Source organism: Streptomyces sp. NPDC006261 (assembly GCF_040613515.1).
In the GTDB taxonomy this organism is placed as follows: Bacteria; Actinomycetota; Actinomycetes; order Streptomycetales; family Streptomycetaceae; genus Streptomyces.
This window is the reverse complement of sequence record NZ_JBEXSI010000041.1, coordinates 16,916-32,442: the sequence shown is the minus strand read 5'-3', so window position 1 is coordinate 32,442 and position 15,527 is coordinate 16,916. Positions and strand designations below refer to the sequence as shown.

Sequence of the window (15,527 nt, the reverse complement as noted above, 5' to 3'; positions counted from 1 at the left end):
GGTATGTTCGCGCTATGGAGATCCTGGCGTTCGGTGTGCAGTCAGACGAGAAGCCCCTGATCGAGAAGGCCTTCGCGGGACTGCACGAGGTCCGCTGCCTGGACGTCTTCCTGAACCGGGACACCGCCCCCATCGCGGCCGGATACGAGATCATCTCCACCAGCGTCAACGCCGACCTCGGCTCCCCGGTGCTCCAGACCCTCGCCACCGGCGGCACGCAGATGATCGCCCAGCGCTCCACCGGCTTCAACAACATCGACCTGGACGTGGCCGAACGGCTCGCCCTGCGCGTCGCCCGGGTCTCGTCCTACTCGCCGTACTCGGTCGCCGAATTCGCCTGGACCCTGGCCCTGGCGGTCAACCGGCGCATCATCCGGGCCGCGGGCCGCACCCGCGACTTCGACTTCCGCCTCGACGGGCTGCTCGGCCGCGACATGCACGGGCGGACCGTCGGCGTGGTCGGCACCGGCAAGATCGGTGAGGCGTTCACCAAGATCGCCCACGGCTTCGGGATGAAGCTGCTCGGCTGGGACGTCGTGGAGAACCCGGCCTGCCTGGAACTGGGCATGGAGTACGTGGAGAAGGAGCGCCTCTTCGCCGAGGCCGACCTCATCAGCCTCCACGTCCCGCTGCTGCCCGCCACCCAGCACATCATCAACGAGGCCGCCCTGAAGTCGATGAAGGAGGACGCGATCCTCGTCAACTCCAGCCGCGGCGGCCTCATCGACACCGCAGCCCTGGTCACCGAGTTGCGCGCCGGGCGTTTCCTCGGCGTGGGACTCGACGTGTACGAGGCGGAGGCCGGGCTCTTCTTCCTGGACAAGTCCCTGGAGGGCGTGGACGACGACACCCTGGCCCGGCTCGTCACCTTCCCCAACGTCATCGTCACCTCGCACCAGGCGTACTACACCGAGGACGCGGTGGGCCAGATCATCGACGCGACGGTACGGAACGTCACCGACTACCTGGCCCGCCGCACCAGCGAGAACGTGCTCGTGCCGCGCAGCTGAACCGGGGGGCTCAGCTCGGCACCGGCAGCCCCGCCAGCAGCTCGGTCACGATCGCGGCCCCCCGCACGGTCAGCACCGACTCCGGGTGGAACTGCACCGAGGCGAAGCCGGGCCCGCGCAGCGCGTGCAGCTCCCCGCTCGCCCCGTCCCGGCTCACCTCGATCCCGTGCGCGGCCAGCTCGGCGGCGGCCTGGGAGTCGCACCGGCCGGTGAAGCTGTTGTAGAACCCCACGGTCTCCGGTCGGCCGAACAGTTCGACCCTGGTCTGCGCCCCCTGGTACGGCACCGCCTTGCGCACGATCTCCAGGCCCAGCTCCGCCGCGATCAGCTCATGCCCCAGGCAGACGCCCAGCAGCCCGTACCGGTGCTCCCGCACCAGCTCGGCCGCCAGCTCCCGCAGCAGCCGCATCTTCGGGTCCGTGAGATCGCCCGGATTCCCGGGGCCGGGGCCCAGCACGACCGGCCCCTGATGCGCCCGGACCGCCTCACGCAGCCCCGGCTCGTCGTACCGGCGCACGGACACATCGAGCCCCGAGGAGCGCAGCAGGTGGGCCAGCATCGCGGTGAACGTGTCCTCGCCGTCCACCACCAGCGCGTGCCCGGCCAGGTCCCGGGTGCGCTCCTGCATCCGCAGCCAGAACGGGGCGAGCCCGCCCCGCCGGTCGTCCAGCGCCGCCTGCACCCGGGGGTCGGCGGCCAGCAGCGGCCGCCCCGCCTCCGCCTCCGGCCGCCCCGGCCGCACCCCCAGCGCGGCCAGCACCCCGGCGGCCTTGGCATGCGTCTCGGCGACCTCGCTCTCCGGGTCCGAGTGGCGTACGAGCGTGGCGCCGACCGGCACCTTCAGCGAGCCGTCAGGGGCGATGTCCGCGGTCCGGATCAGGATCGGCGAGTCCAGCGTCTGCGCCCCGTTGGCGTCCTGCCCCAGGAGGGCCAGCGCGCCGGCGTAGTAGCCGCGCCCGCCCTTCTCGTACCGTTCGATGACCCGGCAGGCGTTCTGCACCGGAGAGCCGGTGACGGTGGCCGCGAACATGGTCTCGCGCAGCACCTCCCGTACGTCCAGGGAGGAGCGGCCGCGCAGCTCGTACTCCGTATGGGCGAGGTGGGCCATCTCCTTGAGCCGGGGTCCGACGACCACCCCGCCCATGTCGCCCACCGTGCACATCATCTTCAGCTCCTCGTCGACCACCATGGACAGCTCCTCGCTCTCCTTGCGGTCCCCGAGAAACGCCAGCAGGCCCTCGGCGGTGGGCCCCTCGGCCGGGTAGCGGTAGGTCCCGCTGATCGGATTCATCACGACCGTCCCGCCGGACATCCGTACGTGCACCTCGGGGCTCGCCCCCACCAGCGTCCTGTCCCCGGTATGCACCACGAACGTCCAGTACGCGCCCCGCTCACCGGCCAGCAGCCGCCGGAACAGCGCCAGCGCATCGGCCCGCCCGAACCCCGGGATCCCGCCCCGGAACGTCCGCCGGATCACGAAGTTCGCGCCCTCGCCCTGCCCGATCTCGTCCCGGATCACCTGCCGGACGATCTCCGCGTACTCCCCGTCCGCCACGTCGAAACCCCGGTCCTCCACCGTCACGTCATGGGCGGGGAGCGCGGCCAGCACCTCCGCCGGCTCCAGCTCGTGGCTCTCGTCCGCGACCAGCACGCTCAACGGCGTCCCGTCGTCCCGCACGTCGAACCCGCGCTCGGCGATCTGCCGGAACGGAACCAGGGCCAGTGCGGGCGACGAGCCCACCGGCAGATCGGCCAGCCGCTCCGCCTCCCGCACCTGGCCGATCAGCACTTCCACGTGATCGTGGTCACGGCCGGGCGTACGCCGACGCAGCAGGGCGAACGGGGGCGCGTCGTCGGCCAGCAGCCGGCGGACGAGGTCGGAGGCGGGGCGGGAGGGGGTGCGGGACATGGGAGCGGGTTCCTTCCGGACGGTCCGTACGAGGGCTTCGTGCGGGATTCACGGGGGAGAGGAACGGCTCCGAAACGCAGGAAGGCCGCCCCTCGGGCGGCCTTCGCGAAGTGTGTCAGCGCGATGAGTCAGCGGGCCGCCGGATGAGCGGTCCACCACCAGTTCTGGATCGAGATCTGGATCTGTTGCGTCGACATGCTGCGACCCTAGCGGACCTTCCGGGCATCGGAGCGGGTGTCTCAACCACTGAGCGCTCGAATGGACGCCCCCCGCGACCCCGTAATGTTGTGTACGTGACCGTGAACGCCAATACCTCCGTCGCCGGTGGCAACACCTGGCGAGACCTTCCCGCGGCGCAGCAGCCCGAGTACCCTGACTCCGAGGCCCTGCGCGATGTACTCGCGGACCTCGCGTCGTATCCGCCGCTCGTCTTCGCGGGCGAGTGCGACCAGCTGCGCGCCCGCCTGGGAGCCGTCGCCAAGGGCGAGGCGTTCCTGCTGCAGGGCGGCGACTGCGCCGAGGCCTTCGACGCCGTGTCCGCCGAGCACATCCGGGCCAAGCTGAAGACGCTGCTCCAGATGAGCGCCGTCCTGACCTACGCGGCCTCCGTGCCCGTCGTGAAGGTCGGCCGGATCGCGGGCCAGTACTCCAAGCCGCGCTCCAAGTCGACCGAGACCCGCGACGGCGTGACCCTGCCGACCTACCGGGGTGACTCGGTGAACGGCTTCGCCTTCACCGAGGAGGCCCGGATCCCGGACCCGGCGCGGCTGAAGCAGATGTACCACGCGTCCTCCTCCACGCTGAACCTGGTCCGCGCCTTCACCACCGGCGGCTACGCCGACCTGCGGCAGGTGCACGCCTGGAACCAGGACTTCGTGAAGTCGTCCCCCGCAGGCCAGCGCTACGAGGCCCTGGCCCGCGAGATCGACAACGCGCTCAACTTCATGAAGGCGTGCGGCACCGACCCGGCCGAGTTCAAGGCGGTCGAGTTCTACGCCTCGCACGAGGCGCTGCTGCTGGACTACGAGACGGCGCTGACCCGCACCGACTCGCGCACCGGCGAGCTGTACGACACCTCCGGCCACATGGTCTGGATCGGTGAGCGCACCCGGCAGATGGACGGCGCGCACATCGAGTTCGCCTCCAAGGTCCGCAACCCGATCGGCATCAAACTCGGCCCGACGACCACCGTCGACGAGGCGCTCGGCTACGTCGACCGCCTGGACCCCGAGCGCGAGCCCGGCCGGCTGACCTTCATCGTCCGCATGGGCGCCGACAAGGTCCGCGACAAGCTCCCCGAGCTGGTCGAGAAGGTCACCGCATCCGGCGCCACCGTGGCGTGGGTGACGGACCCGATGCACGGCAACACTTTCGAGGCCGCCTCCGGCCACAAGACGCGCCGCTTCGACGACGTCCTGGACGAGGTCAAGGGCTTCTTCGAGGTCCACAAGGGACTCGGCACCCACCCGGGCGGCATCCACGTGGAGCTGACCGGCGACGACGTCACCGAGTGTGTGGGCGGCGGCCACGAGATCTTCGTGGACGACCTGCACCAGCGCTACGAGACGGCCTGCGACCCGCGGCTCAACCGCAGCCAGTCCCTCGACCTGGCCTTCCTGGTCGCCGAGATGTACCGCGACCAGTAGGTATTCCCGCCAGTCGCACCTGTGGGGCACGGATCCATGTGATCCGTGCCCCACAGTCCGTCTCCGGGCTTTTGCGCGCCTTGGCAGGCGGGTAAGCTTAGGTTAGCCTCACCGACGAAGACGGGGACGGCACCAGTGACCGGCCCGCAGGGAGGTGAACCGCATGTACGTCTGCTCCTGCTTCGGCATCACCGAGGCGCAGGTCAAGAAGCACGCGGACGCCGGGGCCTGCACCCCGCGCCAGATCGCGTCGGCCTGCAAGGCCGGCACGGACTGCGGCGGCTGTGTGCGCCGGATCCAGGCCCTGCTGGGGCGTGACTGCTCGCGCCGCGACCTCATGGGCCAGCAGCGGGAGCCCGTGGCGGCGTCCGTCCCACACCCGGTCACCGCGCCGGTCGCGTCCCCGGTCACGGCGGCGGCCGCCCTCTCCTCGATCCGGGACGTCCGGCTCTCCGACGCGGCCTGACCCACTCCTCGTAGCGCGTCGGATCAGCTTTCCGGCTGCTCGATCAGCTGTGCGATGTAGAGCGGTTCACCGAGCTTCTCGACCAGCTCCAGCTGGGTGTCGAGGTAGTCGATGTGGTGCTCCTCGTCCGCCAGGATGGACTCGAAGATGTTCGCCGAGGTGATGTCCCCCTTGGCGCGCATCAGCTCGATCCCGCGCTTGAGGCGGTCGATCGCCTCCACCTCGACCTGGCGGTCCGCCTGGAACATCTCGGTGACCGTCTGGCCCACCCGGACGTGGAAGAGCCGCTGGTAGTTCGGCAGCCCGTCCAGGAACAGGATCCGGTCGGTGAGGATCTCGGCGTGCTTCATCTCGTCGAAGGACTCGGCCCGGGTGTACTTGGCGAGCTTGGTCCAGCCGAAGTTGTCCTGCATCTTCGCGTGCAGGAAGTACTGGTTGATAGCGGTCAGTTCGGCGGTCAGCTGTTCATTGAGGAACTCAAGGACCTCGGGGTCGCCCTGCATCGCTAAGGCTCCTTCCAAGCGTGATCGACAAGGTGGCCGCATCCTCGCACCGCACTCACCGGCCGTCCAGTAAGTGCACGCTTAGTACGAGTTGACCCCATGAGGGTCTGCCCTGGTCATGACCACCCCTGCCTGTCTGTCACCATGGAGGCATGGGTCAGCCGGAAAGCCGGGAACACCGCGAATCAGAGCAGTCCGAGCTTCCGCCGGGACAGCGACTGCAGCGCGGATGGCCGGTCACCCACTACGGGCCCGTTCCCAAGTTCAAGCCTGAGCGCTGGGAGTTCCGGGTCTTCGGGGCCACCGCCGACGGCGACAAGCACTGCTGGAACCACCAGGACTTCTCGGCGCTGCCGTTCTCCTCGGTCGTCGCCGATCTGCACTGCGTGACGAAGTTCAGCATGATCGGCGCCGAATGGGGCGGAGTCCTCGCCCGTACGGTGCTCGACCTGGCACCGCCCGCGCCCGAGGTCACCCATGTGATGGTCTGGGCCGAGTACGGCTTCTCCTCGAACCTGCGCCTGGACGACTTCGCCTCCGAGCGCACCCTCTTCGCCACCCACAAGGACGGCGAGCTCCTCACCGCCGAGCACGGCTTCCCGCTCCGCCTCGTCGTCCCGCACCTCTACGCCTGGAAGGGCCCGAAATGGGTCCGGGGCGTGGAGTACATGACGACCGACCGGCGCGGGTTCTGGGAGGAGCGGGGCTACCACAACATCGGCGACCCCTGGAGCGAGCAGCGCTACTCCTACCAGGAGGAGCCCGGGGACGGCCCCGAGCTCTGAAGGCCCCGGAGCTTCTTCAGCCGGGCCACGTCCGCCGCGTGCCCCTCCTTGCCGCCGGGTGTCTCGATGACCAGCGGTACGCCCTCGGTCGCCGGGTGCGAGAACAGCTCCCGGAAGGGCTCCGCACCGATGTGACCGGCGCCGATGTTCTCGTGCCGGTCCTTGTGCGCGCCCACGACGTCCTTGGAGTCGTTGGCGTGGATCAGCTTCAGCCGGCCCTCACCCACCGTCTCCACCAGCAGGTCCAGCGTCTGCCGCATCCCCGACGGGCCGGCCAGGTCGTGCCCCGCCGCGTAGATGTGGCAGGTGTCCAGGCAGATACCCAGCTTGGGGTGGGAGTCCAGGGCCTCGAAGTACGGCCCGAAGTCCCACGTACGGGAACAGAGCGAGGAGCCCTGGCCCGCGGTGGACTCCAGCAGCAGATGCGGGTCGTCGTCGTGGGTCAGCTCGTCCAGCAGCGGCCGCATGTGCTCCCGTACCTGGGCCAGTGCCTCGGAGCGGGGCCGCCCGCCCGTCGCCGAGCCGGTGTGCACCACCACGCCCAGCGCGCCGATCTCCCGGGCCCTCCGCAGCGAGTGACGCAGGGACTCCACGGACTTCTCGACGGTCGCCTCGGTGTGCGAGCCGAAGTTGATCAGATACGGGGCGTGGACGTACGCCGGGATCGACGCCGCCGCGCACTCCGAGCGGAACAGCTCGTCCTGGGCCGGGTTCCCGGTGGGCGTCGCCCAGCCGCGCGGGTTGGCGACGAAGACCTGCACCGCCTCGGCCGCCAGCTCACGGGCGTACTCCAGGCCGACCTTGGCGAGGCCGCCGGCCACCGGGACATGTCCGCCTACGGGGTTACGCATATATCGCTTCCGGCCTTCGCATGTCGTCCTAGAACCCCTTGGTCCTGATGGTGATGGTGGAGCCCTCGGGGGCCTGCTCGCCGCCCTCCACGGACTGGCTCGCGATGGTGTTGCTGAAGGAGAGGAACGGCCGGTCGACCTTCACCTCGAAGCCCGCCTCCTCCAGGGTGGCCCTGGCCTCGTCGACGTTCCGCCCGGTGACGTCGGGGACGTCCAGCGTCCGGGGGCCCTTGGAGACGGTCAGCTCGATCGTGTCCCCCCTCGCCGCCTCGGTGCCCGCGCCGGGGGACTGCTGGGCGATGTCCCCGTCGACCTCGGAGGAGTGGACCCGGCCGGGCACCACCTCGACCTTCAGCCCCTCCTCCGCCAGCTCCGCGGTGGCGTCCTCGACCGAGAGGCCGGTGACGTCGGGGACGTCGACGGGGCTGCCCTTGCTGACGACAAGGGCCACGGCCGTGTCCGGGTTCCGGTCGGTGCCCGCGCGGGGGTCCGTACGGATCACGTCACCGCGCGCCACGTCCTCGCTGAACTCCCTGGTCACCATGCCGGGGGCCAGGCCCACCTTCTTCAGGGAGCGCCGGGCGTCCGCGAGCGAGGACCCCGCGACATCGGGGACCCGGACGATCTCCGGCCCTCGTGAGACGACGAGCTTCACCGAGCCGTTGCCCCGGATCCGGTCGCCGGAGGCGGGGTCGCTGCCGACCACCGAGCCCCGCTCGACGGTGTCGCTGAAGACCCGCTCCACGCTCTTCAGGCCGAGCCCCTCGTCCGCGAGCCGCTGCTCCGCCACCTTCTGGGTCTGGCCGAGCAGCGAGGGGACCTGGGTGAACTGTCCCGAGTTGATGTACCAGACGCCCGCACCGACGGAGAGGATGAGCAGCACGGCGGCGACGATCGTGATCAGCCTGCGGTGCGGTCCGCCGAACGGGCCGCGCCGGCCGCCTCCGCGCCGGGACGGTGCGACCGGCGGAGGCGTCTCCAGACGGCTGGTGCGGTGTACGGCACCGCCGTCCACCGGAAGGGCCCGCGGAATCACGCTCGTACGGTCCTGGGCTCCGTCGTGGGTGTCCGACAGCGCCTGCGGCGGTACGGCGTCCAGATCGGCCTCGGTCAGCCCGGAGCGGGCCTCCCGGGCCTCGGCCAGCAGCAGGACCGCGTCGTGCGGTCGCACCTCGGGATTGCGGGCGGTCGCGCTCGCCACCAGGCTGTCCAGCGCGGCGGGGAGCCCCGGCACGACTGCGGACGGGGCCGGGACGTCGGTGTTGAGGTGCTGGTAGATGACCTGGGCGGCGTTCTCCCCGGTGTGCGGCTTGGCGCCGGTCAGCATCTCGTACAGCACGACCCCGCAGGCGTAGACGTCGCTGCGGGTGTCGGCCGTGCCGTGCTCGATCTGCTCGGGCGCCAGATACGACACCGTGCCCAGCAGCGAACCGGTGGTGTCGGTGGCCGTGCCGACCGCCCTGACCAGGCCGAAGTCGGCGACCTTGACCCGGCCGTCGTCCCCTATCAGGACGTTCTCCGGCTTCATGTCACGGTGCACGAACCCCGCCCGGTGCGCGGCGCCGAGCGCGGCGAGGACCGGCTCCAGGATGTCCAGCGCGGCCCGGGGCTGGAGGGCGCCGCGCTCGCGCAGGACGTCGCGCAGGGTGCAGCCCGCCACATACTCCATCGCGAGGTAGACGTACGCGCCCTCGGCGCCCTGGTCGAAGACCGCGACGACGTTGGGGTGGGCCAGCCGGGCCACCGACTTGGCCTCGCGGATGAACCGCTCGACGAAGGCGGCGTCGACGGCGAGCGCCGGGTGCATCACCTTGAGGGCGAGCACCCGGTCCAGGCGGGTGTCCACGGCCCGGTAGACCGTGGCCATCCCGCCGACGGCGATGCGCGCCTCAATACGATACCGGCCGTCGAGCAGCTGCCCGACGAGAGGGTCCTGGAGGGTCGTGTCCACTCCGAGAGTCTACGAGCCGCCACCGACACCCCGGACGGGCCGGGGCACTTCCGGGGCCGTTCCATGACCAATCCGTGACAGGGACACGTCCCAGGTGGCGGGCCTGCGGCGGGTGCTCTGGAGGCGGGGCCCCTCAGAACGCCGGACGCTCCGGGTCGAGCGCCGCCCGCCCGTCCACCGGCGACGAGGCCTCGGCGAAGTGGCGGCGCGGGATGCGGCCCGCCCGGTAGGCGAGGCGGCCACCGTCCACCGCGTGCCGCATCGCGGCGGCCATCAGCTCCGGCTCCTGCGCCCGGGTCACCGCTGAGGCGAGCATCACAGCCGCGCACCCCAGCTCCATCGCCAGCGCCGCGTCCGACGCGGTACCGGCCCCCGCGTCCAGGATCACCGGCACCCCGGCCCGCTCCACGATCAGCTCGAAGTTGTGCGGGTTGCGGATGCCGAGCCCGGAGCCGATGGGGGAGCCGAGCGGCATGATCGCCGCGCACCCCACGTCCTCCAGCTTCCGGGCCAGGACCGGGTCGTCGTTGGTGTACGGCAGCACGGTGAACCCGTCGTCCACCAGGATCTCGGCCGCGTCCAGCAGCTCGATCGGGTCGGGCAGCAGCGTTCGCTCGTCGGCCACCACCTCCAGCTTGACCCACTGGGTCCCGAGCGCCTCCCGGGCCAGCCGGGCGGTCAGCACCGCCTCACCGGCCGTGAAGCAGCCCGCCGTGTTCGGCAGCACCTGGATGGAGAGCCGCTCCAGCACGGAGAGGACGGAGCCCTGCACGGTCGGGTCGAGCCGGCGCATGGCGACGGTGGTCAGTTCGGTGCCGGAGGCGATCAGCGACCGCTCCAGCACCTCCAGGCTCGGCGCCCCGCCGGTGCCCATGATCAGCCGGGAGCCGAAGGTGCCGGGCCCCAGCGTGAAGACGTCGTCGGACACGGTCAGCCTCCCTGGACGGCGGTCAGGACCTCGACGCGGTCGCCCTCGCCGAGCGTGGTGGCGGCCCACTGCCCGCGCGGTACGACGCACTCGTTGACGGCGGCGGCGACCCCGGAGGGTGCGGTGGTCAGGGTGGCGACGAGGTGGTCCAGCGCGGTGCCGGCGTCAAGGGTGCGCGGCTCCCCGTTGACCGATACCGACACGGGCGGGCTCAGCGTGCTCATACGGGCTGCTCCTGGGGTACGGGGGCCGCGACGGCGGACGCGAACCGGCCCGGCGTGAAGGGGCGGGCCACCTCCGGCAGTTCGCCGGTGGCCAGCGCTTCGGCCATCGCGTCGCCGGTGACGGGCGTCAGCAGGACGCCGTTGCGGTGGTGGCCGGTGGCGAGGAGGAGACCGGGCAGGGCGGTCGGGCCGAGCAGCGGGGCGTTGTCGGGGGAGGCGGGGCGCAGACCGGCCCGGGTCTCGGTGAGCGGCAGCTCGGTGATGCCGGGCACCAGTTCGTGGGCGTCGCGCAGCAGCTCGTAGACCCCGCCGGCGGTGACCGTGGTGTCCCAGCCCATCTCCTCGCTGGTGGCGCCGACGACCAGCTCGCCGTTCGCGCGCGGTACGAGGTAGAGGTGGCCGCCCCGGACGACGGCGCGCACGGTCCGGCTGAGGAAGGGGGCGTACGCCCGGGGCACGGTGAGCCGCAGGACCTGGCCCTTGACCGGGCGGACGGGCGGCACGATCTCCTCCGGCACCCCGGCGAGCCGCCCGCTGAGGCTGCCCGCCGCGAGGACGACCTGGTCGGCCCCGAGTCCCGTACCGTCGTCCAGCACGGCTCCGGCCGCCCGGCCCCCGCTGACGGTGAGCCGCTCGGCGGCCGCCCTGCGGAACACCACCCCGGCCCGCTCGCAGGCGGCCAGCAGCGCGGCGGCGAGCCTGCGCGGATCCACCTGGTGGTCGCCGTCGACCCGCAGCCCGCCCCGTACGCCCGGCGCCAGCATCGGCTCCAGACGGCGGCACTCGCGGCCGCTCAGCCAGACCGACTCCAGGCCCGAACGCTCCTGGAGGGCGTGCAGCTCCCGCAGATGGGCCCGGTCGTCGGAGTCCAGCGCGACGGCCAGCGTCCCGCAGGCGCGGAAGCCGGTCTCCCGGCCGCTCGCCGCCTCCAGCTCCGCGACGAACTCCGGATAGCGGGCGGCGGAGGCGAGGTTGAGGCCGAGCAGCAGCTCCTCGCCGTAGTGCAGTTCGGTGACGGCGGCCAGCATGCCCGCCGCGACCTGGGCGGCGCCGCCGCCCGGATCGGGATCGGCCACGGTGACGGTCAGCCCGCGCTGGGCCGCCCGCCAGGCGGTGACCAGGCCGATGATGCCGCCCCCGATGACGAGGACATCGGATCCTGAACTCTCCTCCGGGATTCCGGAGGTGTTCCCTGAGACGCGCATGGGTGTCCAGCCCCTCCCTTCGCCGGCATGACCCGGATCAGGTTCGTACGGTCGGAGGCGCTCCAGCCTCCCTCTCAGCCCGGTGCGTCCGGGCTCCCGCGAGTGTTCTACCTTGGCCAGCCTAAACCCACCCGTCTCTCGCCCGGCAAGGGAGCAGCCACCGTGGCCCGTTCACTCGACGGACTCGTCCTCTCGCCCGTCGCCGACCAGGCCCCGGGCCAGGTCGGCACCCGTACCCGCTTCACCTACCACGAGCGGGACGGCCGGATCTGGGCCGAGTACGCGGGCGGTGACGTGGTCCGCGGCCATCTCGTCGGCACCCGTGAGGGGGACGCGCTCGACTTCCGCTACGTCCAGCTCAAGCAGGACGGGACGACCTCGTCCGGCCACTGCCTGTCCACCGTCACCGACCTCGCCGACGGCCGGGTGCGGCTGGAGGAGCGCTGGGAGTGGGAGTCCCAGGAGGGCAGCGGGACGAGCGTGGTGGAGGAAGTAGCTACCTGACATGTAGTCAGATGAATAGACTGGTGCATGTGATCGAGCAGACGGAACACCACGCGGCGCGGCAGCGGACACGGAACGTCGTGGTCGTCGGAGCGGGCATGGCGGGCGTGCAGACCGCCGTAGCCCTGCGGGAAGCCGGCTTCACCGGCCCCGTCACCCTGATCGGCGCCGAACCCCACCAGCCCTACGACCGGCCGCCGCTCTCCAAGGCGGTGCTGCTGGGGAAGGCCGAGGACTCAGCCTTCGACGTCGACTTCGAGGCGCTGGACATCACCCTCCGCCTCGGCATCGACGTCACCGCCCTGCGCGCCGCCGACCACGTCCTGGACACGGCGGACGGCCCCGTTCCCTACGACGTCCTCGTGCTGGCGACCGGCGCGGAGCCCGTCGCCCTGCCCGGCACCGACGGCGTCCCCGGTGTCCATCTGCTGCGCACCCTGGACGACGCCGCCCGGCTGCGGCCCGTCCTGGAGCGGCAACACGACGTGGTCGTCGTCGGGGCCGGGTGGATCGGCGCCGAGTTCGCCACCGCCGCCCGCGCCGCCGGCTGCGCGGTCACCGTCGTCGAGGCCGCCGCCCGCCCGCTGGCCGGTACCCTGCCCGCCGAAGTCGCCGCCCCGATGGCGGACTGGTACGCGCGAAGTGGCGCCGAACTCCTCACCGACGCCCGGGTGGAGCGCGTCGAGGAGGGCACGGTGATCCTCGCGGACGGCCGGACGCTGCCCGCCGGGGCCGTGGTGGTCGGCATCGGCGCCCGCCCCGCCACCGGCTGGCTCGCCGGCTCCGGGATCGAACGCGGCCCGGACGGCGCGATCACCGCCGACAGCGCGCTGCGCACCTCCCTGCCCGATGTGTACGCGGTCGGGGACTGCGCCTCCTTCCCCTCCGCCCGCTACGGTGAGCGGCTGCTGATCCACCACTGGGACAACGCCCTCCAGGGCCCGCGCACCGCCGCCGCCGCGATCCTCGCCGCCGAAAGCGGTGAGCCGCTTCCCGTCCACGACCCCGTCCCGTACTTCTGGTCCGAGCAGTTCGGCCGCTTCGTGCAGTACGCCGGCCACCACGCCCACGCCGACACCCTCGTCTGGCGCGGCGACGGTGCGGAGCCCACCTGGTCGGTGTGCTGGCTGAAGGCCGGGGCCCTGGTCGCCGTCCTCGCGGTGGGGCGCCCGCGCGATCTCGCCCAGGGCCGCAAGCTCATCGAGTCCGGGGCCGTGCTCGACCCCGAGCGGGTCGCCGACCCCGCCGTACCGCTGAAGTCCACCGCCCTGTGAGCTTCCGGGCCGACCGTACGGCGGCCGGTCCGTGCGCCCCCCGTACGGTCGGCCCGGCTACCGGCTGTCACTCCGGGATGGCACGCTTGTCCTTGTGACCGAGATTGACGCAAAGACCGATGCTCTCGTCCCCGCCTGGCTCCACCTCCCCGACATCGCGGAAAAGCTCGATGTCGAGGTGACGCGTGTACGGCAGCTGGTCAGGGATGGCCAGCTCATCGCCGTACGCCGTGGGGAGAAGCGGACGCTTCAGGTACCCGCCGCCTTCATCGACGGCGACAAGGTGGTCAAGGGCCTCTCCGGCACCCTGACCCTCCTGAGGGACGACGGCTATTCCGACGAAGAGATGCTGGAGTGGCTCTTCACTCCCGACCCGACCCTGCCCGGCACCCCGGCGCAGGCGCTGAGCGAGAATCGCGGTACGGAGGTGAAGCGCCGCGCCCAGGCGCTCGCCGTCTGACCGAGAACGACAGGAAGCGGCGTACGGGCCCCGCGTGCCGCGCGGGCCCCGTATCCCGCCACGACCACGGGGGGACTCCACCATGCCCACGCCTCGCGAGCAGCTGTCCGACGCCCGGCTCTATCTGTGCACGGACGCCCGTAAGCGGCAGGGCGACCTTCCCGCCTTCCTGGACGCCGTGCTCTCCAGCGGGGTCGACATCGTCCAGCTCCGGGACAAGGGCATGGAGGCCGCCGAGGAGCTGGAGCACCTCGCGGTCCTCGCCGACGCCTGCCGGCGCCACGGCAAGCTCCTCGCCGTCAACGACCGGGCCGACGTCGCCCACGCCATCGGCGCCGACGTCCTGCACCTGGGCCAGGGCGACCTGCCCGTGCCGGCCGCCCGCGCGATCATCGGCTCCGACCGGCTGATCGGCCGCTCCACGCACGCCGAGTCCGAGGTCGACGCCGCCGTCGCGCAGGACGGCGTGGACTACTTCTGCACCGGCCCCTGCTGGCCGACCCCCACCAAGCCCGGCCGCCACGCCCCCGGCCTCGGCCTCGTGCGGTACGCCGCCTCCCTGGAGCAGCACCGCCCCTGGTTCGCGATCGGCGGGATCGACGCGGGGAACCTGGACGAGGTGCTGGAGGCGGGCGCCCGCCGCATCGTCGTCGTCCGGGCGATCACCGCGGCGGACGACCCGGCGGCCGCCACCGCCGAGCTGGCGAAGAGGCTCCGGGCACACGCGCTCTGAGCAGCTCTTACGCGGCCTCCGGGGTCCCGTCGTCCCAAGGGATGGACGGCAAACCGGCAAAACGAGACAATCTCGGCTGCTCTGGTTGGGGAGGTGTCCACCCCCTGGTTAACCTCGCCATATGGCCCTTGGGACAGCTTCCACCAGGACGGACCACGCACGCACGGTGCGTGACCTTCTCGCGACCGGCAAAACCTCGTACTCCTTCGAGTTCTGGGCGCCCAAGACGGAGAAGGGCGAGCGCAACCTCTGGAACGCGCTGCGCCGGATCGAGTCGGTGCGCCCTAGCTTCGTCTCGGTGACCTACGGGGCCGGTGGTTCCACCCGGGCCGGGACCGTGCGGGCGACCCAGCAGATCGCCGCGGACTCCACGCTCACCCCGGTCGCCCACCTCACCGCGGTCAGCCACTCGGTCGCCGAGCTGCGCAACATGATCGGCCAGTACGCCGACGCCGGGATCAGGAACATCCTCGCGGTCCGCGGCGACCCGCCCGGCGACCCCATGGGGGAGTGGGTCGAGCACCCGCAGGGCGTGAAGTACGCGGCCGACCTCGTCCGCCTCATCAAGGAGTCCGGCGACTTCTGCGTCGGCGTGGCCGCGTTCCCCGAGATGCACCCGCGCTCCGCCGACTGGGAGACGGACATCGGTCATTTCGTCGACAAGTGCCGGGCCGGGGCCGATTATGCGATCACCCAGATGTTCTTCCGCCCGGAGGACTACCTCCGGATGCGTGACCGGGTGGTCGCTGCCGGTTGCGCGACGCCGGTGATTCCCGAGGTCATGCCGCTCACCAGTGTGAAACAACTGGAAAGATTCTCCCAGCTCAGCAACGCGACCGTGCCTGAGCCGCTGAAAGAGCGCATCCTCGCGGTCAAGGACGATCCGGCCGCTGTACGCTCCATCGGTATCGAGTTCGCAACGGAGTTCTGCGCGAAACTGCTGTCCGAGGGTGTGCCCGGGCTGCACTTCATCACGCTCAACAACTCGACGGCAACGCTCGAGATCTACGAGAATCTCGGACTGCACAAGCAGTCGTGACCGGCCGTACCCGCCCCCGAGCGGCTGCGGCCGCAGGAG

17 protein-coding genes and 1 riboswitch are annotated in these 15,527 nt (G+C 71.5%); of the genes, 9 read left to right on the top strand and 8 right to left on the bottom strand.

What is annotated here, in order from left to right; all coding sequences use genetic code 11:
- Positions 1 to 14: 14 nt before the first annotated feature.
- A complete protein-coding gene (locus ABZ154_RS24720) occupies positions 15 to 1,010 on the top strand; it encodes a 2-hydroxyacid dehydrogenase (protein ID WP_356836013.1) in 996 nt (331 codons plus the stop codon).
- A gap of 10 nt (positions 1,011 to 1,020) precedes the next feature.
- On the opposite strand, the gene ABZ154_RS24715 is transcribed toward ABZ154_RS24720, so the two are convergent.
- Positions 1,021 to 2,919 carry an anthranilate synthase family protein gene (locus tag ABZ154_RS24715; protein ID WP_356836011.1) on the bottom strand — a complete coding sequence of 633 codons (1,899 nt, stop codon included), beginning with the start codon at positions 2,917 to 2,919 and terminating at the stop codon, positions 1,021 to 1,023.
- Between the two features lie 128 nt (positions 2,920 to 3,047).
- Positions 3,048 to 3,116, bottom strand: a complete 69-nt coding sequence (locus ABZ154_RS24710; RefSeq protein ID WP_106429850.1) for a trp operon leader peptide — start codon at positions 3,114 to 3,116, stop codon at positions 3,048 to 3,050.
- A gap of 102 nt (positions 3,117 to 3,218) precedes the next feature.
- Between ABZ154_RS24710 and ABZ154_RS24705 the strand changes: the two genes are divergently transcribed.
- The gene (locus ABZ154_RS24705; protein ID WP_026241475.1) at positions 3,219 to 4,565 is read left to right on the top strand and encodes a class II 3-deoxy-7-phosphoheptulonate synthase; all 1,347 of its coding nucleotides are present in this window, start codon (positions 3,219 to 3,221) and stop codon (positions 4,563 to 4,565) included.
- Between the two features lie 163 nt (positions 4,566 to 4,728).
- Positions 4,729 to 5,031: a (2Fe-2S)-binding protein gene (locus tag ABZ154_RS24700; protein ID WP_356836010.1), complete on the top strand. Its 303-nt coding sequence runs from the start codon at positions 4,729 to 4,731 to the stop codon at positions 5,029 to 5,031.
- 23 nt (positions 5,032 to 5,054) lie between these two features.
- Here the strand turns inward: ABZ154_RS24700 and bfr are convergent, their stop codons facing one another.
- Positions 5,055 to 5,534: a bacterioferritin gene (bfr, locus tag ABZ154_RS24695; protein ID WP_084745461.1), complete on the bottom strand. Its 480-nt coding sequence runs from the start codon at positions 5,532 to 5,534 to the stop codon at positions 5,055 to 5,057.
- 152 nt (positions 5,535 to 5,686) lie between these two features.
- Here bfr and ABZ154_RS24690 point away from each other — a divergent pair, with 152 nt between their 5' ends.
- Positions 5,687 to 6,319, top strand: a complete 633-nt coding sequence (locus ABZ154_RS24690; RefSeq protein ID WP_356836007.1) for a sulfite oxidase-like oxidoreductase — start codon at positions 5,687 to 5,689, stop codon at positions 6,317 to 6,319.
- Here the strand turns inward: ABZ154_RS24690 and ABZ154_RS24685 are convergent.
- The 5 genes from ABZ154_RS24685 to thiO form a co-directional block, all read right to left on the bottom strand.
- Positions 6,283 to 7,170, bottom strand: a complete 888-nt coding sequence (locus tag ABZ154_RS24685) for a deoxyribonuclease IV (protein WP_356836005.1) — start codon at positions 7,168 to 7,170, stop codon at positions 6,283 to 6,285. The two genes, ABZ154_RS24690 and ABZ154_RS24685, sit on opposite strands and share 37 nt — an antisense overlap.
- A gap of 28 nt (positions 7,171 to 7,198) precedes the next feature.
- Positions 7,199 to 9,121 (bottom strand): Stk1 family PASTA domain-containing Ser/Thr kinase, encoded by a 1,923-nt coding sequence (pknB, locus tag ABZ154_RS24680; protein ID WP_356836003.1) that lies wholly within the window; start codon positions 9,119 to 9,121, stop codon positions 7,199 to 7,201.
- Between the two features lie 133 nt (positions 9,122 to 9,254).
- Complete coding sequence (locus ABZ154_RS24675) at positions 9,255 to 10,049, bottom strand: thiazole synthase (RefSeq protein ID WP_356836001.1); 795 nt, start codon at positions 10,047 to 10,049, stop codon at positions 9,255 to 9,257.
- 2 nt (positions 10,050 to 10,051) lie between these two features.
- Positions 10,052 to 10,273, bottom strand: coding sequence for a sulfur carrier protein ThiS (gene thiS, locus ABZ154_RS24670; RefSeq protein ID WP_356836000.1), 222 nt, complete (start codon positions 10,271 to 10,273; stop codon positions 10,052 to 10,054).
- The gene (gene thiO, locus ABZ154_RS24665; protein WP_356835998.1) at positions 10,270 to 11,478 is read right to left on the bottom strand and encodes a glycine oxidase ThiO; all 1,209 of its coding nucleotides are present in this window, start codon (positions 11,476 to 11,478) and stop codon (positions 10,270 to 10,272) included. The genes thiS and thiO overlap by 4 nt, the downstream gene beginning before the upstream one ends.
- A riboswitch (TPP riboswitch) is annotated at positions 11,476 to 11,588 on the bottom strand. (Overlaps the previous gene by 3 nt.)
- A 52-nt stretch (positions 11,589 to 11,640) precedes the next feature.
- Between thiO and ABZ154_RS24660 the strand changes: the two genes are divergently transcribed.
- The 5 genes from ABZ154_RS24660 to metF all read left to right on the top strand — a co-directional run bounded on the left by ABZ154_RS24660 (position 11,641) and on the right by metF (position 15,488).
- Positions 11,641 to 11,982, top strand: coding sequence for a hypothetical protein (locus tag ABZ154_RS24660; RefSeq protein ID WP_356835996.1), 342 nt, complete (start codon positions 11,641 to 11,643; stop codon positions 11,980 to 11,982).
- A gap of 29 nt (positions 11,983 to 12,011) precedes the next feature.
- Positions 12,012 to 13,256 (top strand): FAD-dependent oxidoreductase, encoded by a 1,245-nt coding sequence (locus tag ABZ154_RS24655; protein ID WP_356835994.1) that lies wholly within the window; start codon positions 12,012 to 12,014, stop codon positions 13,254 to 13,256.
- Positions 13,257 to 13,350: 94 nt separating this feature from the next.
- A complete protein-coding gene (locus ABZ154_RS24650) occupies positions 13,351 to 13,716 on the top strand; it encodes an Rv2175c family DNA-binding protein (protein WP_128847804.1) in 366 nt (121 codons plus the stop codon).
- Between the two features lie 82 nt (positions 13,717 to 13,798).
- Positions 13,799 to 14,449, top strand: a complete 651-nt coding sequence (gene thiE, locus ABZ154_RS24645; protein ID WP_356835992.1) for a thiamine phosphate synthase — start codon at positions 13,799 to 13,801, stop codon at positions 14,447 to 14,449.
- A 121-nt stretch (positions 14,450 to 14,570) separates the two neighbouring features.
- Positions 14,571 to 15,488 (top strand): methylenetetrahydrofolate reductase [NAD(P)H], encoded by a 918-nt coding sequence (gene metF, locus ABZ154_RS24640; protein WP_356835990.1) that lies wholly within the window; start codon positions 14,571 to 14,573, stop codon positions 15,486 to 15,488.
- The last annotated feature ends 39 nt before the right edge of the window (positions 15,489 to 15,527 follow it).

What these genes read in the sequence shown, in the direction of transcription:
- ABZ154_RS24720 (WP_356836013.1), top strand. Translation starts at nt 15, where the DNA reads ATGGAGATCCTGGCGTTCGGTGTGCAGTCAGACGAGAAGCCCCTGATC.
- ABZ154_RS24715 (WP_356836011.1), bottom strand. Translation starts at nt 2,919, where the DNA reads ATGTCCCGCACCCCCTCCCGCCCCGCCTCCGACCTCGTCCGCCGGCTG.
- ABZ154_RS24700 (WP_356836010.1), top strand. Translation starts at nt 4,729, where the DNA reads ATGTACGTCTGCTCCTGCTTCGGCATCACCGAGGCGCAGGTCAAGAAG.
- bfr (WP_084745461.1), bottom strand. Translation starts at nt 5,534, where the DNA reads ATGCAGGGCGACCCCGAGGTCCTTGAGTTCCTCAATGAACAGCTGACC.
- ABZ154_RS24690 (WP_356836007.1), top strand. Translation starts at nt 5,687, where the DNA reads ATGGGTCAGCCGGAAAGCCGGGAACACCGCGAATCAGAGCAGTCCGAG.
- ABZ154_RS24685 (WP_356836005.1), bottom strand. Translation starts at nt 7,170, where the DNA reads ATGCGTAACCCCGTAGGCGGACATGTCCCGGTGGCCGGCGGCCTCGCC.
- thiS (WP_356836000.1), bottom strand. Translation starts at nt 10,273, where the DNA reads ATGAGCACGCTGAGCCCGCCCGTGTCGGTATCGGTCAACGGGGAGCCG.
- thiO (WP_356835998.1), bottom strand. Translation starts at nt 11,478, where the DNA reads ATGCGCGTCTCAGGGAACACCTCCGGAATCCCGGAGGAGAGTTCAGGA.
- thiE (WP_356835992.1), top strand. Translation starts at nt 13,799, where the DNA reads ATGCCCACGCCTCGCGAGCAGCTGTCCGACGCCCGGCTCTATCTGTGC.
- metF (WP_356835990.1), top strand. Translation starts at nt 14,571, where the DNA reads ATGGCCCTTGGGACAGCTTCCACCAGGACGGACCACGCACGCACGGTG.